11 protein-coding genes are annotated in these 21,388 nt (G+C 67.8%); all 11 read right to left on the bottom strand.

Translation table 11 applies throughout. The annotated features are described in order from the left end of the window. Positions 1-64 precede the first annotated feature (64 nt). Complete coding sequence (gene truB / locus ABD301_RS16595; RefSeq protein ID WP_344311195.1) at positions 65-964, bottom strand: tRNA pseudouridine(55) synthase TruB; 900 nt, start codon at positions 962-964, stop codon at positions 65-67. Positions 965-1,308: 344 nt separating this feature from the next. After that, positions 1,309-2,646: an MFS transporter gene (locus ABD301_RS16600; protein WP_344311196.1), complete on the bottom strand. Its 1,338-nt coding sequence runs from the start codon at positions 2,644-2,646 to the stop codon at positions 1,309-1,311. Next, positions 2,636-6,766, bottom strand: a complete 4,131-nt coding sequence (locus tag ABD301_RS16605) for a type I polyketide synthase (RefSeq protein WP_163572856.1) — start codon at positions 6,764-6,766, stop codon at positions 2,636-2,638. The genes ABD301_RS16600 and ABD301_RS16605 overlap by 11 nt, the downstream gene beginning before the upstream one ends. Next, entirely contained in the window at positions 6,763-10,968 is a 4,206-nt protein-coding gene (locus ABD301_RS16610) for a MupA/Atu3671 family FMN-dependent luciferase-like monooxygenase (RefSeq protein WP_344311197.1), read from the bottom strand. The genes ABD301_RS16605 and ABD301_RS16610 overlap by 4 nt, the downstream gene beginning before the upstream one ends. Beyond that, positions 10,965-16,838: an amino acid adenylation domain-containing protein gene (locus tag ABD301_RS16615; protein ID WP_344311198.1), complete on the bottom strand. Its 5,874-nt coding sequence runs from the start codon at positions 16,836-16,838 to the stop codon at positions 10,965-10,967. Before ABD301_RS16615 ends, ABD301_RS16610 begins: the two co-directional genes overlap by 4 nt. A 5-nt stretch (positions 16,839-16,843) precedes the next feature. Then, on the bottom strand, positions 16,844-17,653 hold the full coding sequence (locus ABD301_RS16620; RefSeq protein WP_344311199.1) for a DUF5829 family protein: 810 nt from the start codon (positions 17,651-17,653) through the stop codon (positions 16,844-16,846). A gap of 14 nt (positions 17,654-17,667) precedes the next feature. After that, complete coding sequence (locus tag ABD301_RS16625) at positions 17,668-18,936, bottom strand: cytochrome P450 (protein WP_344311200.1); 1,269 nt, start codon at positions 18,934-18,936, stop codon at positions 17,668-17,670. Beyond that, a complete protein-coding gene (locus ABD301_RS16630; RefSeq protein ID WP_163572843.1) occupies positions 18,929-19,132 on the bottom strand; it encodes an MbtH family NRPS accessory protein in 204 nt (67 codons plus the stop codon). Before ABD301_RS16630 ends, ABD301_RS16625 begins: the two co-directional genes overlap by 8 nt. Before the next feature lie 360 nt (positions 19,133-19,492). Beyond that, positions 19,493-20,524 (bottom strand): TRM11 family SAM-dependent methyltransferase, encoded by a 1,032-nt coding sequence (locus ABD301_RS16635; RefSeq protein WP_344311201.1) that lies wholly within the window; start codon positions 20,522-20,524, stop codon positions 19,493-19,495. Between the two features lie 3 nt (positions 20,525-20,527). Then, entirely contained in the window at positions 20,528-20,959 is a 432-nt protein-coding gene (gene rbfA, locus ABD301_RS16640; RefSeq protein WP_344311202.1) for a 30S ribosome-binding factor RbfA, read from the bottom strand. A gap of 24 nt (positions 20,960-20,983) precedes the next feature. After that, positions 20,984-21,280, bottom strand: coding sequence for a DUF503 domain-containing protein (locus ABD301_RS16645; protein WP_344311203.1), 297 nt, complete (start codon positions 21,278-21,280; stop codon positions 20,984-20,986). Positions 21,281-21,388 lie beyond the last annotated feature (108 nt).

Consider the following 21,388-nt stretch of genomic DNA (forward strand, 5'->3'; position numbering starts at 1 on the left):
ACCCGATGCCGGGATATTCCGCTTGCCCGTTGGGGTGACCGTTCGGCTCGGCGGGCCCGCCCTATCAGGTGAAAACGGCGATGGGCCGGGCCCGCCCCTCGCGGTTTTCCACCAGGGCAAGGAAAGATCCATCCGGCCCAAAAACCGCGACCGGACTGGTCGCGCTTTCGGAGGGCACCAGCGTGCCGCCGTGTACGAGCCTTCCGGCCTCTTCCTCGTCCACGTCCCGGCGGACGAAGGTCGCCGCCGCCGCTGCCGAGAGCGGAATGGACACCGGATCTTCGCCGCTGGCCTGCAAATCCGCCAGCGGCACGGCCTGATCGACAGTGAACGAGCCGACAGCCGTACGACGAAGGGCGGTGAGGTGGCCGCCGACGCCCAGTGCCACACCCAGATCACGAGCGAGGGCACGAATGTACGTCCCCGACGTACATCGGACCGACACGGCCAGGTCGAGCCATCTGTCGATCTGGCGGAATTCGTTGACCTCGAAGGAAAAAATCGTCACCGGCCGGGCCGCCAGCTCGACCTGCTCGCCGGCCCGCACTCGCGCGTACGACCGCTGGCCGTTGATTTTGATGGCACTGACCGCTGACGGCACCTGCTCAATGTCACCGGTCAACGCGTCGATCGCGGTTTTGACCGCCGCCAGCGAAATTCCGCCCGCGTCGGCGGTCTGCACCGTCTCACCCTCGGCGTCATCGGTGATCGTGCTCTCGCCGAGCCGGACGGTCGCGTCGTACGCCTTCTGGGTCGCCGTCACGTAGCCGAGCAACCGGGTGGCCCGCTCGACCCCGATCACCAGCACCCCGGTCGCCATCGGATCCAACGTGCCCGCGTGCCCCACCCGGCGCGTACCAGCCAGCCGGCGCATCCGCGAGACCACGTCATGCGAGGTCATGCCACCAGGCTTGTCGACCACCACGAGCCCACCGGGCCGGATCGGTTTTTGCTGCTTCGCCACAACTCGCAGTCAACCACAGCCGCTGCCGGCGAGTGTCGACGGCGGAAGTCCAGGGCGCTCCTGCGGCGCGCTCGTCGTCGACGGGCGAAGGTCAACGGCGAAGATCAAGAGCGAAGGTCAAGGTCAAGGGCGGCGGGACCTTTGTACCGCACTCGACCCTCGACCCGTGACAGCTGGGACGGGTGTGACTCCTGCGGCGAGCCCGTCCCATTTTCGGGACGATAGTTGTTGATCTTGGTTAGTTGGCCTACTCAAAACGGACATCGGTCTGAAATGTCTGGTTTGGGTAGGCAAACTAACCAAGATCAACAACGAATCTTGCGGATTCGTAGCCGGATCCGCACTCAGGAGCCGGTTTCGTCGGGGAGTTCGCTTTCCAGCCGGGTCAGCGGTCGAGAGGAAATCCCCCATATCGCGACGACCACGCACGCGATCCCGAAGATTACGAATTCCAAACCGATGCCGCGTCCGTGCCCCACTCCGAGCAGCTGGCCAATCGAACCCGACAAACCGCCGCCGGATTTCATCAGCGGCTCAAAGACGAAGTCGGCCAACGGCCCGGCGGCGAGGAATCCGACCGGTGCGGTGGCGGTGGCGACCGTACGCCGTAGTGCGAAAATCCGGCCTTGTACGGCCGGGGCCACCTTCACTTGCCAGATAGCCTGGCTGCAACCGTTCAACACCGGTACGGCGAAAGAAAAACAGAAGAGAGCCACCGCGACCAGGACTGGTTCGGGTCGCAGGCCCGCGAGCACGGACGAAAGGCCGAGAGTCGCGCCGGCGCCAATGACGCCGTAGACCTTGATTTTCGGCCCGCCCCACACGCTCATCACGACCCCGCCGGCGATCAGGCCGGCGGCGCTGGCGGACATGATCGCGGCCAACACCGCGCCCTTGGCGAAGGATGCCACCAGCGGCACCGCGAGCACCAGCGGAAAGACCACGAAAAGGTTGTTGACCAGGAAGAACATCAGCAGCCGGACCAGCCCGGGACGGGCCACCAAATAGCGCCAGCCTTCCCGGATGTCGGCACCAATCGAGGTGGACTTGCGACCCGCACTGGCCGGGCGCGGGATGCGTACGAGCAACAATGCGGCGATCGCGATCAGGAAGGACGAGAGGTCGCTCACCAACACGCCGGTCAGCATGAAAATCCCGACCAACAGGGTGGCCAACGAGGGTGCGATGGTTTTGGCTATCGCACTGGACAACTCGACCATTCCGGCGGCGCGGGCGAGGTGTGCTTTGGGGACGGTCAGCCGCGGGACAGTAGCGAAAGCGGGCCAGTGCAGGGCATTGGCGACCGCTACCAGGCCGATGGTCGGATAGATGAACCACAGCTGGAAATGTCCGGTGGCCACCAGCACGGCCAACGTCCCGACGGCCGCCGCGGCCAGTGCGTTCGCGCCGATCAACGTACGCCGACGATCCCAGCGGTCCACGTACGCACCGGCAATGGGCGCCAGCAGGACGATGGGCAGCTGCGCGAAAACCATGATCAGGGTAAAGGCGGTCGCCGACCCGGTGCGTTGGTACGCCCAAACGCCCAGCGCGTAAGCGGTCAGTTCGGATCCGATCAATGACACGAACTGACCGGCCCAGATGGTCACGAAAACGCTGAAGCGTTTCGTCTCGACCGGTGCCGGCGCTGGGCTCTGGCCGGCTGTGGTCTCAGTGGTCATCTGGTGCTTCCGATCCTCTCGGCGCCGGCGGCAGCCAGCCGCAGCGGGCGAAATACTGCAGGACAGTGCGGAAATAGCCGGCATCCAGCGCCGGCCGGGCAAGCCCGGCTGGCACACCCGCGGTGACGTTCTCGGTACCGAATACCGGCATTCGCCGGTCGCCGGTAGCTGCCGAGAGGTTGTCGGCAAGCGGTTCCAGCGCATTGCTGTCGCCGGCTTCCAACCGCCGCGCCAAAGCATCCCGCCACTGGTCGAAAGGGACGCTCTGGACCCGATAGCCAGCCGCCCGTACGTGCTCGAAAAGCTCGTTCCACGGCAGTGGCCGCGGGTCGAGCGGATGGAACACCCGGCCGTTCGCCGGAGTGTGCAACGAAAGCGCGACGATCACTCGGGCAACATCGTCCACGGTTGCTACGGACTGCGGATAGTGCCGCAGCGGCGCGAGGCCGAGCCGTACGCAGCCGGTCACCATCGCGGTCATGTAGTCGTCCACATTGGACACTCCAGTGCGACTGTCCCCCAGCACCACCCCGGGCCGATAGACCGACACCGGCAGTCCGCGAGCAGCGGCCAGGTGTACCAATTTTTCGGCTACCCACTTGCTTTCGCTGTAGGCGGTGTCGTGCCCCACCGGCGGCGGCAGTTCGCCGTCCTCCGGCAGCCGATCGGCACCACCGACAATCCCGCCAGCCAGCACCGCGAGCGTCGACACGTGATGCACCGGGATGCCGGATTTCGCGGCCAACCGGAGGATTTCCTTGGTGCCGCCGACATTCGCCGGCTTCAGCGCCGGGTACGGCCGGACGAAGTTCACCCACGCACCGCAGTGGTAGACAGCATCGATCCGGTGGGCCAACGCCTCGAACTCCGTTGTGGACAGTCCGAGCCGTGGCGCGGCCAGGTCGCCGGGCACCGCGACGATCCGGTCCGCGTCCCCAGGCAGCCCGGATTCGGCCATTCGAGCCAGGATCCGGTCCCGGCCGGCCTCGGGATCGGCCGCGCGTACGAGACAGTGCACCACCGCATCGGTCTGTGCGAGCAACTCCGCGCAAAGGAATGCGCCAAGAAATCCGGTAGCGCCGGTCAGCAACACCGCCTGCAGCGGGCCGGTACGACCGGTGGCCGTCGGCTGGATATCCGGATCCAGGATCGCTTCCGCCTCCAGGTCGACCGTGGCTCGCTCCACCACCACGCCGTCAGCACGACGAGCCAGCAGGCCGCCCAGCTCGGCGACCGTCGGATGCGCGAAGACTTCCCGTACGTTCACCGAAAAATCATGGTCCGCGCTGAGCCGCTTGACGAATTGCGCGGCCAGCAGGGAATGTCCGCCGAGCGCGGCGAAGTCATCGAACCGGTCGATCCGCGGCAGGCCCAGCAACTCCTGCCAGAGCCCGGCCACCGCGCTCTCGTACGCGCCGACCGCCGGCTCGAAGCCGTCGTCGTCCGGCTCCGAAGAAATCTCCTCCTCCGCAGGAGCCGACAGCTCCACCTTGCCGGGAGAGATCCAATGCCGCCGGCGCTGAAACGGATAGGTCGGCAACGGCAGCCGATGCGGCCGGGCGTCACCGTGCACGGCGTCCCAATCCGGCTCAACACCGGCCTGCCAGAGCCGGCCGAGCGCACCGAGCAGGAATTTCAGGTCCGGCTGCGGTTCTCTCGGGTGCGGCAGTGACGCAATCGCGAGCGGCGGCGGCGCGAGGCGCTGCGCACCAACCAACGAAGTGAGGGTGTGTCCCGGCCCCACCTCCAGCAGCACCGCGCCCGGTGTCGCGGTCGCTTCCCTTACACAGTCGGCAAACCGGACCGGTTGGCGCAGATGCCGGGCCCAGTACCCCGGATCGGTGGCCTCGGCGGCGGTCAGCCAGCGGCCAGTCACCCCGGACAACACCGGTCGATCTGGCGGACTGAGCTGATACTTTCCCACCGCCGCTTGGAAGTCCGGTAAGTACGGTTCGACCATCCAGGAATGGCTGGCCACCTCAATGTGTACGAGCCGGCATTCCACGTCATCGGTGGCCAGTCGAGCGGCCAACGCCTCGATATCGGTACGCGGCCCGGAAACCAGCGTCAGCTCTGGCGCGTTCAGCGCGGCGATCGACAGTCGATCACCCAGCAGCGGCCGGATATCGGACTCCCCCAGCGCGACCGACAGCATCCGGCCGGCCGGCATCTGAGCGAACAACTCGCCGCGCCGGACGGTCAGGTCGAGTGCGTCGGGAAGCTGGAAAACGCCGGCAAGACAGGCTGCCGCGTACTCGCCGAGGCTGTGCCCGAGCAGCGCGGACGGCTCCACGCCCCACGACATCCAGAGCCGCGCCAGCGCGTACTCGATGGCGAAAATCCCGGCCAGGACGACCGTTGGATGGTCCCGGTCAACGGCCGCAAACACCGACGGGAAAAGGAATCCACGCAAGTCCAGGCGCAGAAGTGGGCGCAGGATCTCGGCACACCGATCGACCTCAGCCGCGAAAACCGGCTCGTGCTGGTAAATCTCCAGCGCCATGTCCGGATGTTGGCTGCCACCACCGGGAAAACTGAAGACGACCCGGCCGCGGTCCGCCGGCACCGTCCGGCCGCGGCCGGCGACCAGCAGAGTTTGCGCCGCCTCACTGGGATGCCCGGCGACCACGTAGGTCCGCCGGTCGAACCGCCGACGGCCTTCCTGCAGCGTGTACGCCACATCAGCCAGCTCGACGTCGTCGGTCAGCCGCGCGGAAAGCAACCCAGCGGCAGCGGACAGGGCCGGCTGCGTACGAGCGGAAAGCGGCAGCAACTGCCACCGCCGAGCAGCGGCCGGCGAGCGTACGAGCGTCGGCGCCTCCTCCAGCACGACGTGCGCATTCGTCCCGCCCACGCCAAAAGAACTCACCCCGGCCCGCCGTGGTGAGTTTCCGGCCGCCCAGGCAGTCGCCGTGGTCGGCACATAGAAAGGCGAATCCTCCAGCTTGCACTGCGGATTCGGCGCTTGGAAGTTGCGCAGCGGCGGCAGCGTTTTGTGTTGCAAAGCAAGGGTTGCCCGTAACAGCCCGGCCGCGCCGGCAGCCGCGTCCAGGTGACCGATGTTCGCCTTGACCGAGCCCAACGCACAAAAACCGGTCTTGGCGGTGGACACCCGGAATGCTTCGGTCAGCGCGGCCACCTCGATCGGGTCGCCCATTGGGGTAGCGGTGCCGTGCGCCTCCAGATATCCGATCGTGTCGGCATCGACCCCGGCGACGGCCTGCGCGGTGGCGATCACCTGCGCCTGAGCCTTCACGCTCGGAGCGGTGAAACTGACCTTGTCGGAGCCGTCGTTGTTCACCGCGGTGCCCCGAATGACCGCGCGAATATCGTCTCGATCAGCGACCGCGTCGGACAGCCGACGCAACATGACGACGGCGGACCCGAAGCCTGGCACGGTCCCGCCAGCCCTCGCGTCGAACGGCCGGCAGTGCCCGTCGGGGGCCAACAGCCCGCCGTCGACCTTCGGATATCCGCTTTTCAGCGGCACATTCACCGCGACCCCACCGACCAAAGCCGCGTCGCAGTCGAAATTCAGCAAGGCCTGGCAGGCGAGATGGGTGGCGACCAACGAGGTCGAGCAGGCGGTCTGGACCGTCACCGCTGGCCCGCTCAAATTGAAAAGATACGCGGCCCGGCCGGCCAGGAAATCCTTGTCGTTGTAGTTGCGGGCAAAGTAGACCGCGCTGGAATTCATGAACCGCTCATTGGTGTAAAGGTTCAGCGGCAGGTATTTGTTCATGAAAGAGCCGGCATAGACGCCGATGGCCCCAGCGAACCGGTCCGGGTCGTGGCCGGCGTCCTCAAGCGCTTCCCAGGCACACTCGAGAAAGAGCCGGTGCTGCGGATCGAGCAACGCGGCTTCGCTCGGGCTGAAGCCGAAAAACTCGGCGTCGAACAGGTCCGCGCCGGCGATGCCACCGCTGACCGGCACGAAATCTGGGTCCGCCACCGACCGCGGGTCGACACCGGCGGCCAGCAACTCGGCCGGCTCGTACCGGGTCAGCGACTCGACACCGTCCCGCTGGTTCGCCCAGAACTCGCCGACCGTGGCCGCGCCCGGAAACCGGCCGGCCATTCCGACAATCGCGATCGGCTCCAGTGCGTCGTCCGCGGTCATCGACTGCCCCCAGCGCGGCGAGCGGCCGCGCGAACCGCGCCCACCCGGCTGGTACCAGCCAACCGCTGCGCCGCCCGGTCCGCGACCATCGGCGTCGACTCGGGATTCGCGGCGGCGAGGGTTCTTATCGTCGGATAGCGGAAAAGGTCGACCAGCGACACCGCGAGCCCGTGCCGCTCCACCAAATGCGCCCGTACCCGCACCGCGAGCAGCGAATTTCCGCCAATATCGAAGAAGTTGTCGGTGACGCCGACCTTCTGGACGCCGACAACCTCCTGCCACACGCCAGCGATCAGCCGTTCAAGGTCGCCTTCCGGGTCAGCACTTGCGAACGCTGGCAACGAAACGCTCGGCACGGCCAGGGCACGACGATCGAGTTTTCCATTCGGCGTACGAGGCAACCGCTCGACCGGCACATACCTGGACGGCACCATCCCGCCAGGCAGCAGCGCGGCCACATGAGAACGCAACACGGCGTCCTCGACCGGCCCGCCCTCGTACCAGGCGACCAGTTGCTCGCCGCGGACACCGACCGCGCAGTCGGCGATTTCCGCGCGCAGCCGCAGCACGGCCTCGACCTCGGCAAGTTCGATCCGATAGCCCTGCAGCTTCACCTGATCGTCCAGCCGGCCGAGAAACTCCAGCTCGGCGCCGCGCCAGCGGACCAGGTCGCCGGTCCGGTAGAGACGCGCGCCCGGGACGCCGGAGTACGGGTCGGGGACGAACCGGCCAGCGGACAGCGCCGGCCGGTCGCGGTAGCCGGCGGCCACGTAGTCGCCGCCCAGCAGCAGTTCGCCAGGCACCCCGGTCGGTACGAGCCGAAGCGCCGAATCGACGACATACGCGTACGCACCCGCCAGCGGCCGCCCGATCCGGTGGCCGTCGCCGGTGGTCGCCCAAATCGTCGCCTCGGTCGGGCCGTACATGTTGTGGACGGTCCCGTCGACCGCGGCGCCCAGCTCAGCGGCGAGGTCAGCCGGCAGCGCCTCGCCGCCGACCAGCAGCCGACGCAACGGCCGCAGCGCGGCGGCGGTTTCCGGGTCGGCGGCGAGCATCCGGGCCAGCGTCGGCGTGCACTGCAGGTGCGTGACGTGGTGCCGTCGTAGCTGGTCAGCGAGCGGTTCCTCGGCCCGCTGGGCGACCAGCGCGGGCACCTCGGCGAGGTGGTCGAGGCCAGCGAGTACGTCGTCAGCGCCGACGCCGAAGTCGATCAGGCAAGCCACCTCGTCGACGCCGATATCGGCCAGCCGCGCGACCGTGTCGGCGGCCTGCTCGGGCGTACCGATCAGCGCGGCGGTCTCGGCGAACCGGCCGACCGCGCGATCGACCAGCGCGTCCAGCTCGTCCGGCGGCAACGACCGCAGCTGGTCGCCCCGCATATCGGCTAGCCCGGCGAGCAGGTCCCAGGACGTCTTCAGGTAGTCGGCGAGCGGTTGGCGGGCCTTATGAGCAGACGGCCCAACGTACGTATGGACCATCACCGCGACCCGGCCTTCGCCTGGATGGCCGGCGTCCGCCCAGGCTTTGCGGTAGAGCGCGATCTTGCTGGCCAGCTCCTCGATATCGTGGCCGAGCAGGTGCGTGAGCAGCCCGGCGCCCACCTCCCCGGCGGCCCGGAAGGTGTCCGGGTGCCGCGCGCTGGTCAGCCACACCGGCAACTCCGGGCTCACCGGCCGCGGGAAGGTGCCCAGCTCGACCTCGGTGCCGTCGCCGCCCACCCGCCGTACGGTCTCGCCGCGCCACAGCCGACGGACCTCGTCGATGCCGTCCAGCATCGCTTGTTTGCGCTGGTCGTACGCGTCAGGAGCAAGCGCGAAGTCGCGTGGATGCCAGCCCGAGGCGAAGGAGACACCGACCCGGCCGCCGGACAGGTTGTCCACCAGCGCCCATTCCTCGGCAACCCGCAGCGGGTCGTGCAACGGCAGGACGACACTGCCGGCCCGGATCGCGATCCGGTCGGTGATGCCGGCCAGCAACCCACCGATCACCGACGGATTCGGATAGAGCCCACCGAACCGGTGAAAGTGTCGCTCCGGCGTCCAGACCGCCGCGAAACCATGCTGGTCAGCGAACCGGGCGCCCTCTTTGAGCAGCTTGTACGGGTCGGGGTCGCCGCTCGCACCGTCCGCGACATTGCCGAAATAGAACAGGCTGAAGTCGACCGGCCGGACCGGTGACCGCCGGCCGCGGGTCGGTTCGGTCGCTCGTACGACCACCTCGTATCCGCGGGCCAGCGTCCACAGCAACTCCAACACGGAGATGTCGAAGGACATGCTGGTGACCGCCAGCCAGGTCCCCGACTCGTCGCCGAGCAGGTCGTCAACGCCGGCCGCGAAGGTGGCCAGGTTGCGGTGGCTGACCATCACGCCCTTGGGCTTGCCGGTCGAGCCGGACGTGTAGATCAGGTACGCGGTGTCGTCCAGCTCGCCCGCGACCGGCACCGGCTCGCCGCCCTGGTCGCCAACATCGACCACTTTTGCCAGGTGCGCGGCCCGATGCAGCAGCCGACCGCCGCTGACGACCAGCGGAACGGCCGCGTCGACGGCAATCAGGGCCAGCCGCTCGGCCGGAAAGGCGGGGTCCAGCGGCAAGTACGCGGCACCGGCCTTGAGGACGCCGAGCAGCGCCACCGGCAGGTCGACCGAGCGGTCCAGCAGGATGCCCACCACTGTGCCGGGGCCGGCGCCGAGCGCGGTCAGCCGGCCGGCCAGTCCTGAAGCGGCTTCATCGAGCTGCCCATAAGTGAGCGTCCGCCCGCCGGAGGTCACGGCCGTACGATCCGGTGTCCGAGCCGCCTGCCGAGCGATCTGCCGGTGCAGCGGCTCGCCCACCTCGACCGCGGTCCCGGCGCCGAGCGCCAGCAGGGCCGCCTCCTCGGTCGCCGGTAGGACCGGCAGCTCGTCCATGGGCAGGTCCGGATTCGCCATCGCCGCGGTCAGCAACGTCACGTACTGATCGGCCAGCCGCCGCACGGTTTCCGGCTCGAACAGATCCGAGCTGTATTCCAGCCGCCCGGTCCGTCCGGACACACTCAGACTCAGGTCGACTTTGGCCGTACCGGAGTCGCCGGCGGCCGCCCGCACCTGGCAGCCGGGCAATGTCCACCCCGTCGAGTCGTCCGCGCGGTCGCTGAAAAGCACCCCGAAAAGCGGGTTTCGGGCCAGGTCACGGCCCGGGTGCAGGCGCTCGACCAGCACCTCGAACGGTACGTCCGCGTGGGCCAGGCCCAACCGTACCGTCTCGCCGGTTTTCCGTACGAGATCAGCGAAAGTCCCGCCGGCGGCAGCCAGCCGCAGCACCACGGTGTTCGCGAAGAAGCCGATCAGCGGTTCCCATTCGACCCGGTCCCGCTGCGCCACCGGTGCTCCGACGACGACCTCCGAACCGCCGGTGTAGCGCCCCACCAATGCCCCGAAAGCGGCCAGCAGCACGGTGAAACGGGTGCTTGCGGTCCGGCGCGCCAACGCCTCGACGGCCTCGATCGCCGCTGCTGGCAACGAAAACGACAGCGCCGCGCCGCGATAGCTCGCGACCGGCGGCCGGGACTTGTCGGTCGGCATAGCCGGCAGGTCCGCGACGCCGTCCAACCGCTTCCGCCAGTAGTCGACGGACCCCTCTGGGACCCGTGCATTGGCCTGCCAGCGGGCAAAATCGCCGTACTGCAGGGCCAGTTCTGGCGGCTCGACACCAGCACAGTGCGCACTGACCTCAGCGGCGAGTCTCTGCAGGGATGGGCCATCGCAAGCGATGTGGTGGACAGTCAACAAAAATCGGTGCCGGTCCGGTGCCAGCCGCAGCAGCGTCGCACGCAGCACCGGTCCGGTCGCGAGGTCGAAGGGCCGAGCCGCCTCGGCAGCCGCGAGCCGGTCCGCCGAATCCGGGTCGTTGGTCAGGTCCATGACCGGGATGGTCACGGCGTCGGCCGGCCGTACGACCTGCTCCGGCACGCCGTCGCGAGCCCGATAAACGGTCCTTAGGACCTCGTGCCGGGCGACCACGGCGGTGAGCGCGTCAGCCAACAGTCGTACGTCCAACGGCCCGTCGATCCGATAGTCCAGCGGCACGTTGTAGACGGCCGCGGCCGGCGCCAGCTGGTCGAGGAACCAGAGCCGCTGCTGCGGGTACGAGAGCGGGTGGGTGGGCTCGGCGAGCCGAGCCCGCAGCCGCTGCGCGAGCAGCTCCCGGCGGTTCAGGTCGGTCACCGCGATCCTCCGGTCTCGGGCTCGCTCAGCAGCGCCTCGATCTCGTCGTCGGAAAGGTCGTCGAGGTTCGCCAGCAGGTCGGTGAGCTCGCGCTGGTACGTCCTCACCGGGCCCGCGTCGATGGCTTTGTCGAGGGCGGCCGTGTCGGCAGCGGCATCGGCAGTGGCGGCATCGACCGCGGCGGCGAGGTCGGCGAGCCGTGGCCGGAGCAGGAACTCGGCGAGCCGCACTCGTACGCCGAAGGCCTCGTTGACCTGCGCCACCAGCCGGCTGGCCAGCAGCGAATGACCACCGGCCGCGTAGAAGTCGGACAGCACCCCGACCGCCGCCACCCCCAGCAGTGCGGCGCACAACTCGGCCACCTTGCGCTCGGTGTCGGTCCGCGGCCGAGTCAGCACCTCGGTTTCGGCCCGTGCGGCTGGCCGCAGCGCGGCCTTGTCGACCTTGCCGTGTGTGGTCAACGGCAACGCGTCCACAAGTACGATCGCCGCAGGTACGAGGTAGGCCGGCAGCCGGTCCACCAAGTGGTCGCGAAGGTCCGCGGCCGTCAGCTCCGCAGCGAGCGGCACCACGTACCCGACCAGCCGCTTGTCGATCCCCTCGCCGGTGACCACGACGGTCGCGTCGGCGACCTGGGGATGCTCGGTCAGCACCGCCGCCACCTCGCCCGGCTCGACCCGGAAGCCGCGGATCTTCACCTGCTCGTCCACCCGGCCGAGGAACTCCAGCTCACCGTCCGGCCGCCATCGGACCAGGTCACCGGTCTGATAGAGGCGACTGCCGGGCGGTCCGTACGGATCGGGGACGAACCGCTGAGCGGTCAGGCCGGGCCGCCCCACGTACCCGCGCGCCACCCCGGGACCGCCGACATAAAGCTCCCCCGGCATCCCGATGCCGACCGGACGGCCGGCGACGTCGAGCACGTACGTGCTGGTGTTCGCGATTGGCGGACCGATTGGCACGGTCTGCGCAGCGGCCGGGACAGCATCGACGCGACCGGCGTTCGTGCAGGTCGTGGCCTCGGTCGGACCGAAGTAGTTGACCAGCCGGCCGGGCGCCGATCCGCCGGCTAGCAACGCCCGGAGCCGCTGCGGGCTGGCCGCCTCCCCGCCGAACAACACCGCGTCCAGCCCGGCGAACGCGTCCGGGATCATGGTCACGACCTCGTTGAACAGCGTGGTCGTCAGCAGGGTCGTGGTGACCCTCAGCCGGCGGATCTCGGCGGCGAACTCGACCGGGCTCTGCACCACTTCCGGGTCGATGACACAGAGCGTGCCGCCGTGCAGCAGCGGTGCCCAGAATTCGAACGTACTAGCGTCGAAAGACGGCTCCAGCGCCTGGGTAATCCGTTGCGCCGGACCGAAATTCAGGTAGTCCTGGCCGAAAACCAGCCGCAGCACCGAGCGGTGTTCGACCATCACGCCCTTCGGCCGACCGGTCGAGCCGGATGTGTAGATCACGTACGCGAGGCTGCGTGGCCCTGATTCCCGAGCAACCGATTCGGCGTTTTTGGCGTCAGGGAAGACAACCGGAAGGCCCTGGATGCTGCTGGCAAGTGCTGGCCAGGTGACCACCGCGCGGGCACCGGAGTCCGCCAGCATCCAGCGAATGCGCTCGTCAGGCAGCTGTGGGTTGATCGGCACGTACGCACCGCCGGCCTTGAGCGCGCCGAGCAGTCCGACCACCAGGTCGACACCTGGCGGCAGCAGAATCCCGACCGCAATGTCCCGGCCGACGCCGGCTTTTCGCAACTGGGCGGCCACCGCGTTGGCTCGTACGTCCAATTGCGCGTACGTGAGCTCGACATCGCGATGGCACAGCGCGACCGCGTCCGGCCGGGCCACCACCTGCCGCTCGAACATTTCCGCAAGCGTGGCATCCGCCGGGTAGGGCTCTTCTTTTCCTTGGGCCGCCGCCAAAACTCGCCGCAGCTCGGTCTCGGGCAGCATCGGCAGCCGGTCCACCGGCTGGTCGGGGTCGGCCAGCGCCGCGTCGAGCAACGCGAAGTAGTGCGCGACCATCCGCTGTGCCGTCTCGGCATCGAAAAGATCGGTCGCGTATTCCCAGATCAGGGTGATCTCGTTGGCGCCAGCGGGAATCGCGACCACGTTCAGGTCCGTCTTGGCCGAGCCGTTGTGCCGGTACGTGAGCCGGCCGTCCAGTCCACCGAAGGCCAGGTCCGGGATCCGCGAGTCATGAAAGCTGAACATCACCCCGAAAAGCGGGTTCCGGGATGGGTCGCGGCGAACATCGAGCCGGTCCACCAGCCGGTCCAGCGGCACGTCCTGCCAGGCGTCCGCGGCCATCGTCGTCTCCTGCACCCGACCGGCCAACTCGGTCAACCCCGGCTGGCCAGCGAGATCCAACCGCAGCGGCAGCGTGTTCACCACCATCCCGAGCAGGTTCTCGGTTTCGGCGAGCCGGCGATTGGCTACCCCAGTCCCCACCACCAGGTCGTGCTGGTTCGTGTATCGCTGGAGCAACGCGGAAAACCCGGCCAACATCGCGCTGAAGAGCGTCACTCGGTGGTCACGGGCGAACCGGTGCAGGCGCTCGACGAGGTCCGTCGGCACCTGCGTTTGTACGGCGTCACCGCGAAAACTCTGCCGGGCCGGCCGCGGCCGGTCGGTCGGCAGGTCCAGCGCGGCCGGCGCGCCGGCCAGCTGATCGGCCCAGAAATCCAGGTGGCGGTCCAAAACCTCGCCGCGCATCCAGTCGCGCTGCCAGCGGGTGAAGTCACCGTACTGCCGCGTCGGCGCCGGCAGCGGGCTCGGCTCGCCTCCCACGAACGCCGGATAAATGCAGGTCAGCTCGGTGAGCAGCTGAGCCAGCGACCACCCGTCGTGGACGAAGTGGTGCTCGACCTGGACCAGCGTGTGGTCTGTCGGGCCGTGCCGCAGCAGCGTCCAGCGCGCCAGCGGCGGCTGGGCCAGGTCGAAAGACTGCCGCACCTGCGCGGAAATCAGCTCGTCAGCCGGGTCGGCACAGTCCACCACCGGCAAGTCGACCGGCATCGGCGGGCGGACCTCAGCCGTACCAACCCCATCCACCGCACGAAAGACGGTCCGGAAAATCTCGTGCCGCCGGACGATCTCGGTGAGCGTCGCCCGCAACGCGTCCACGTCCAGATTGCCCTTCAACCGCAGGGTTATCTGGGCGTTGTACGCCAGGTTGCCGGGCACCAACTGCTCCAGGAACCACACTCGCTGCTGCGGCAACGACAGCGGCAGCAGGCCGCTGCGGTCCGTCGCGAGCAGCGGCGGCAACGCCGGCGCGCCCGCGGACTCGACCTCTCTCGCGAGGTTTTCGACCGTACTGGCGCGGAAAACCGCGCGCGCCGCCAGCTCGACCCCAAAAGCGGCCCGTACCCGGGAAATCAGCCGGGCGACTGCCAGCGAGTTCCCACCGAGGTCGAAGAAATCATCCGCGATCCCCACCTTTTGCACTCCCAGGACCTGCGACCAGAGGTCGCACAGGGTGCGCTCGGTATCGGTCCGCGGCGGCTCGTACGCGGTCTCCCGGAGCGGCGCCGGCAGCCCGGCCCGGTCGAGTTTTCCGTTGGCAGCCAACGGAAGCCGGTCAAGCAGCAGCCAGGCCGTCGGCACCTCGTACGCGGGCAGCGTCCGCTCCAACGACTCCTTCACGTCCGCGAGCAGCTTCGTCGGGCTGTGCCAGCCTTTTCCCTTGCTGGCCGTACGTTCCGGAAGCGGCTGGAGCCTGGTGGCGTAGACGTTGTAAAGATCGGTGCCGGCCAGCTGCGGGTCACGCTCGGCGGTGGTCCGATAACCGTGACTTTCCAGCAGCTTGGTGATTTGCGCCAGCCGGCCATCGTCGTCATGCACTTCCACGACAAGCTGGTCAATCATCGCGTAATGCTCATCACGCAGGCCCGCGAGCACCTCGGCCTCGCTCTTCTCCACGTCGATTTTCAGCAGGTCGATGTGCTCGATGCCCTGCTCAACGATCACGTCACTGAGCGTCCGGACCTCGCAGTCGTACGACTCGGTGCGCAGCCGCTCGGCCAGCAGCTCGTCGACGACCGCACCGGTTTCGCCCAGCTGGCGGGAAAACAGCGACCGGACGACCGCGGTCTCGGCGGCCGCGTCGGCGTACCGGCCGGACAGCACGGTCGCGTGCGGATAGTACGAGAAAGCCGCGGTGCCCGGCTGGGCTCCCAGCGCGTACGGCAGGACCTGCGCGTCGACGCCATGGATCCGCAGATTGCGCCGCAGCAGTTTCTGCAGCGGTGGCATCGGCTCGAAGGCGAAGACCTGTGCGTCGGCGGATTTCTGCGCTACAAAGAGCGAGAACAGGCCAACGTTCGCACCCACATCGAAAACGCACGCCCGGTCCGGCAGCTGGATCCCGCCACGCAGGTAGACCTGGTCGCCGAAGATCTCCTCGGCCATGAACTCGGCCTCGGACCTGTTGGCCACCCAGGCGGTCACGTCACCAGGCAGCTCAATCGTACGATCTTCGGTGTCCAGCGGCAGCATCCGGCGAACCGCGTCAGCGTCCACAGTGGACGGCACCAGGTAGCCGACCAGCCGCGGATGGCCGGGCTCGTCCTCCCGCATCAGCACGGCCGCCTCCCCGACGGCCGGATGCGCGGCCAACGCGGCCTCGACTTCGCCCAGCTCAATCCGAAAACCGTGCAGCTTCACCTGCTGGTCCGTACGACCGACATACCGCAAGGTGCCGTCCGGGCGCCACTGCGCGAGATCGCCGGTGGCATACATCCGTGCGCCAGGCGTAAACGGGTTGGGCCGGAACTTCTCGGCGGTGAGTCCGGGACGGCCGTGGTAGCCGCGAGCGAGTTGGTCACCAGCAAGGAAAAGCTCGCCGGTCTCCCCGACCGGCAGCGGCGAAAGGTCCTCGTCGAGCACATACGCCTGGGTGTTCCACACCGGGCGGCCAATCGGGATTTCGGCGGCATCCGGCTCGTATGGCCACCACGTGACGTCAATGGCCGCTTCGGTCGGGCCGTAGAGATTGTGCGGTGATGCGGGCAGAATGCGGGCGCAGGTCGCGGCGAGCGACGCCGGCAGTGCCTCACCGCTGCACAGGATCCGGCGTAACCCCGTACATCGGCGAGCGGCCGGCTCCTCCAGGAATGCCCGCAACATCGAAGGCACGAAATGCACGGTCGTGATGCCGTGCGAGCTGATCAGGTCAGCGAGGTAGCGCGGCTCTCGATGCCCACCTGGGCGGGCCAGCACCAGGCCAGCGCCAACGGTCAGCGGCCAGAGGAATTCCCACACTGACACGTCAAAACTCGCCGATGTCTTCTGTAGCACCCGATCATCGGCGGTGAGCCGGAAAGTCTCCTGCATCCAGCGCAAATGTCCGGCGATCGCGGCATGCGAGACCACCACGCCCTTGGGCTGGCCGGTCGAACCTGACGTGTAAATCACGTAGGCGGCGTTTTCCGGCCGTACGAGCACAGTCGGCGGGTCCACGGGCTGAGCGCCGACGGCCAGATCATCCACGAAGACCGTCGTCAGGTCACCGTGGTTTGGCTGGGACCGGTCGGTGAGGAGCAGACGCGAACCGCTGTCCGCCAACACAAAGCGGATCCGCTCCGCCGGATACTCCGGGTCGATCGGCACGTACGCGGCGCCGGCCCGCAGCACCGCGAGAATCGCCACCACCAGGTCAATCGAGCGTGGCAGCATGATCGCCACATACGTTTCCGGCCCTGCCCCCAGGCCCCGCAAATACCGAGCCAGCCGGTTCACCCGGAGGTCCAACTGCTCGTACGTCAGTCGGCCGGCCTCCGACTCGACCGCAATTGCCGCGGGGTTTTCTTTTCCCAACAGGGAAAGAACCGTCAGACCCAGCGCATCCGGCCGTACGCCCCCCTGCGACATCGGCGTCATTCCGCCCATCGGTAGGGGGTGAAGGCCCAGCCGTCGGCGTCCAGCGCACAGCCGGCGCCGAACCGCTGGGTGCCGTGCTCCCAGGGCACCCGCAAGCTGTTCCGCATCGCCACCACGCCCTCCGGCGCGGTCTCGTCAACCACCAACGTGATCGTCACGTCCGGCCCGGCCAGCACGTTTTCCTCGCCAGTGCAGGAAAACCCGATCGCCTCCAGGGTGGCCGCCAGCCGTTTGGCCCGGTCGGCGCGCACTCGTACGGTCACCCCAACGATGTCCTTCAACGCCTTTTCCGACGTACCAGCGCCAAGAACCGCATCCAGGTAGCCGCTGCGACTGCGCCGGCCGTCCGGCGCGGCGACCGCGCCGAGATGCTCGTAATATTCCGGCGCCACCTGGACCACCATCAGCGTGACCGGTGTGCCCTCCCCCAAATCGGGGCGCAGCAAGCGATACCAGGGCAGGGTCACGTCACCCTCGACGGTCCGCTCGACGCTGCGTTCCTCGATCGAAGTCGCACCGCGATCGAGCAGCCGCTGATGCACCTCGTCCAGCGCGCCCGGACGCTCGTACGACAGCACCACCCCGCCGCTGATGCCGGGCAACGGTGGGACGGCCGCGTCGAAGAACTCGAAAAGGGTGTTGTCGCCGGCCATGCAGACGCTGCCGTACGCGCCGCTGAGGTTGCTGCGCGCCTGCTTGACCATGAAACGCGCATAGTCGTCGTGCAGGAACGCCGAATCGCGCGCTTGCTGGTAGGTGTCACTGTCCACGGTCACGAAGACGTGGTCGAGCAGCGGGAGGTCCATCAGCGAGATTTCCTTCAGTACGTGACGGGAAGGGTGCGCAGCAGCCGGAGGGAGCCGGTCAGGTTCCACTCGGCGAGTCCGGCCGGCGCGAGGCCGGGCAGCCGCTCCAGCAGCCGGCCAATCGCCACCTCGCCTTCCAGCGCGGCCATCGGGCCACCGAAACAGGTGTGGATGCCGGCGCTGAAGGTCAGGTGCGGCTGGCGGCGACGGGCGATGTCGAGCCGGTCCGGGTCCGCGTACACCTGCGGGTCGCGGTTCGCCGAGGCGAGGATGGTGATCACCGAGTCCCCCGGGTGGATCTCGCGGTCACCGAGCCGTACGTGGGCAGCCGCCGTCCGGTTCGTCATCTGCAGCGGCGGCTCGAGCCGGAGGAACTCGTGCACCGCGGAGCCGATCAGCGCCGGGTCGCCGGCCAGTGCGGCCCGCTGGTCGGGGTGCGTGAGCAGCAGATTCGCCCCGGTAGAGACCAGCGCGGTGGTGGTGTAGAGACCGGCCGAGGCGAAGACCAGGAACAGCGCGTTCGCCACCAGCTCGTCGTCATCCACGAACTCGCCGCCCTCCCGGGCGGTGATCAGGCTGCTCAGCAGGTCGTCGGCCGGCTCGGCCCGGCGCCGCTGGACCAGCTCGCCCAGGTAGCCGGCGAAGTCGGTGACCGCCTCGCTGGCCAGTCGCCAGGTCTGCTCAGTGGTCAGCACGCCGACGTTGCGCATCGGGATCGACCAGTCGACCAACCGCGGCCAGTCGTCCTCGGGCACACCGAGCAGTCCCGCCACCACATGGAATGGCAGCACCGCGGCGTAATCGGCGACCACGTCCGACCGGCCTCCCTCGAACCGGTCGATCAGCTGGTCGGCGATCCCGAGGACGACCGGCCGCAGCCGCTGCACCGCCCCGGCCGCGAAATGCGGCCGGAGCAGATCCCGCAGCCGGGTGTGGTCCGGCGGATCCCGATGGGCGATCCAGGTCCGGGCCATCGCGAAATACGGCTTGGCCGCGTCCGGAATGGACGGCTTGACAGTGGTGGCCTCGTCAGAGGCAGCGGCGGCCCGGCGAGCCTTGCCGAACCGCTCGTCCTTGAGCACGGCCGAGGTGTCGGCGTGCCGGAACACATACCAGGCGCCCGGATAGCCGGCCAGCGCGGAAACGCCCCAGTGAACCGGATCCTGTTCGCGATATCGGGCGTACGCCGGATACGGATCGGTAACGATTTCGACGAGAGACGGGTCGAAAGCCGGCAGCGGCGCCGATAGTTCCACGTTTTCGATGCTCAACGAGTCAGTCATGGACGGCCTCGCTGGCCCGCCGGAGACTGGCCGGCCGCATATCGGTCCAGACTTTTTCGATATGCGCGAGGCATTCGTCGCGGTCGCCGCGGGTGCCCTCCAGATGCCACCCGGCTGGCACCGGGCGACCTTCCAACCAGATCGAATACTGCATTTCATCGTTGCACACCACGGCAAACATCTGCGCTAATTCCATCTCACGACCCGACAATCACACGTCCTGGTTGCCAACTGAAACACCCTCACCTCGGCGAGACGCCACTTGCTCCCGGCGTTTGCTAGCTAACAATCGATTTCTGGGCGCGACGGTCGCACTATGCGAGTACGCGATTATCTTGGCTATGGCGCAGGAGCCTAACCCCAATATCGTCGCCAGTGAACAGCTTTTCGAAATTTTCCGAAAAACAACGACGGAAATCCGGGCACCGCCCGACGCGCTTTGTCGGATTTACGGTCCTGTACCGCTAAAGAATACGACCGACCGATTTACCCGGTGTGGACGGTTTCTAACGTTGGCAAAAGTAAAGTCGTCAATTACTTACGAGGGCCGGATCGGTCAGGACCGGCGGGCCACCATCAGGTCGCGGGTGATCGCCTGGTCGACGCGATGCGCGAAGCCGGCATAGCAGGGATCTGTCAGCGGCTCGAAGCCGGCGCCGGCCAGGATCTCAGCGACCTGGTCCCGGCTCCCGCCGAAGGTGTTCCAGGACAGCCCGAGCGCGCCGCCGGGGCGTACCAGCCGAGCCCACCGGCCGACCGCCTCGGCGAGCAGCTTGAGCGGGCTGCGGGACAGCGAGGTGTGCTGGCGGCTGCCGTGCTGGACGCCGTACGGAAGGTCGGTCACCACCACATCGAAAGCCGCTGGCTTGAAGATTTCGGCGCTGTGCAACGTGTCCGCGTTCAGAAAACTGATCCGCTGGACATCACCGGCTTTGTACGCCTGCGCCGTCCCAGCGACCGTGACATCGAGCCGGCGACCCAGCCGGACCCGGTTGCGGCGCAGCGGCACCACCTCGGCGGTGTGCTTGTGTCGCTTGGTTTTCAACCACGTTCGGATAAAAGCCGAGTACGCGTCGAAATCCTTGCCGTCAATGTCCACTCCGGTGGCGTCGAAGCCGTAGGTCATCGCCTGGTTCAGCGTGGTGCCGCGCCCGCACATCGGGTCCAGCACTCGCAGCCGGGTGGTCAGGAATGCGGCCGGCACGTCGGTGGAGACGGCGGTGACATTGAGCAGCAGTTTGGTAAATTGCTCGTTCGTCTTGCCAGCGTACTTGGGAATGCTCACCAAATCGCTGGAAAACCGATCCAGCCCAGTTGCCTCGAGAGGACGCAGAAGGTCCTCTCGCACCTCGAAAAGCACGTACAGTGCGGAAAGATTGGCCAGCGCCGCGATGTCCTCATCGGACAGTGCGTCGGCGTGGAAACCCACGTATCTTACGCCGGCGATGGTCCGCTCAGCGATGTCAGCGAGGCGGCCGCCCAAAATCGTGTGATTGAAAACGGCCAGCTCACTGGTCAACAATGCCACCGACGCGTCGGCGTAAACCCGGTTCGCCGACGGGGCGATCAGAAGCGCGTACGTGGGCACTGCCTACTCGTCGTCCTCGTCGTCATGCTTGTACGGGTCGGCATCGCCGGCATAGGTGGCGCCAGCCGCGTTGGCCCGTACGGCCGCGTCGGACTCGCGCGCCTTCTCCAGCAACTCCTCCATCTGCCTGGCGCCCTCGGGGATCACATCGGCCACGAAGGTCAGCGTCGGCGTGTAGCGGACGCCGGTCTGGCGGCCCACCGCGCTGCGCAGCACACCGGTCGCGGACTCCAGCGCCATGCCGGACTCCTGCAGCTGGGTCGCGTCACCCAGGACCGTGTAATAGACGGTGGCCTCGCGCAGGTCGCCGGTGATCTTCACATCGGTCACCGTCACCATCCCCAGCCGCGGGTCCTTAACGTCACGACGCAGCATGTCGGCAACGATTTCCTTGATCCGCACCGAAAGCTTGCGCGCCCTCGCGGTGTCCACCATTTCCTTGCTTCCTTTGCTGTCGAATCACTCGTCGTCTTCGCCGTACCAGCGCCGACGCGCCGACAGCAGCTGCAACTCCGGTCGGGCCGCCACCATCCGCTCGCAGGCGTCGATCACGTCCCGGACTTGGGTCGCCTCACCGGACACCACCGCAACCCCGATCTCGGTCCGGCCATGCAGGTCGGTAGCGCCCACCTCGGCGACCGAAACCTCCAGCTTGCGCAACGCCGCGACCACCGGTCGCACGTACGAACGCTTCGCCTTCAAAGAACGAGAATCGGGCGGCAACAGCACATCAAAAACGCACACCCCAGTGAACATAGAGCCATTATCTCAGTCAGCGAGACGGCACGCCCGCCCCGGGCCGGACGCCACCCCGCCAAGCCGGACACTCCTGACCTGACCACCACCGCGTCGGCCGGAGGCCGA

Source organism: Fodinicola feengrottensis, assembly GCF_039530045.1.
Classification (GTDB): Bacteria; Actinomycetota; Actinomycetes; order Mycobacteriales; family HKI-0501; genus Fodinicola; species Fodinicola feengrottensis.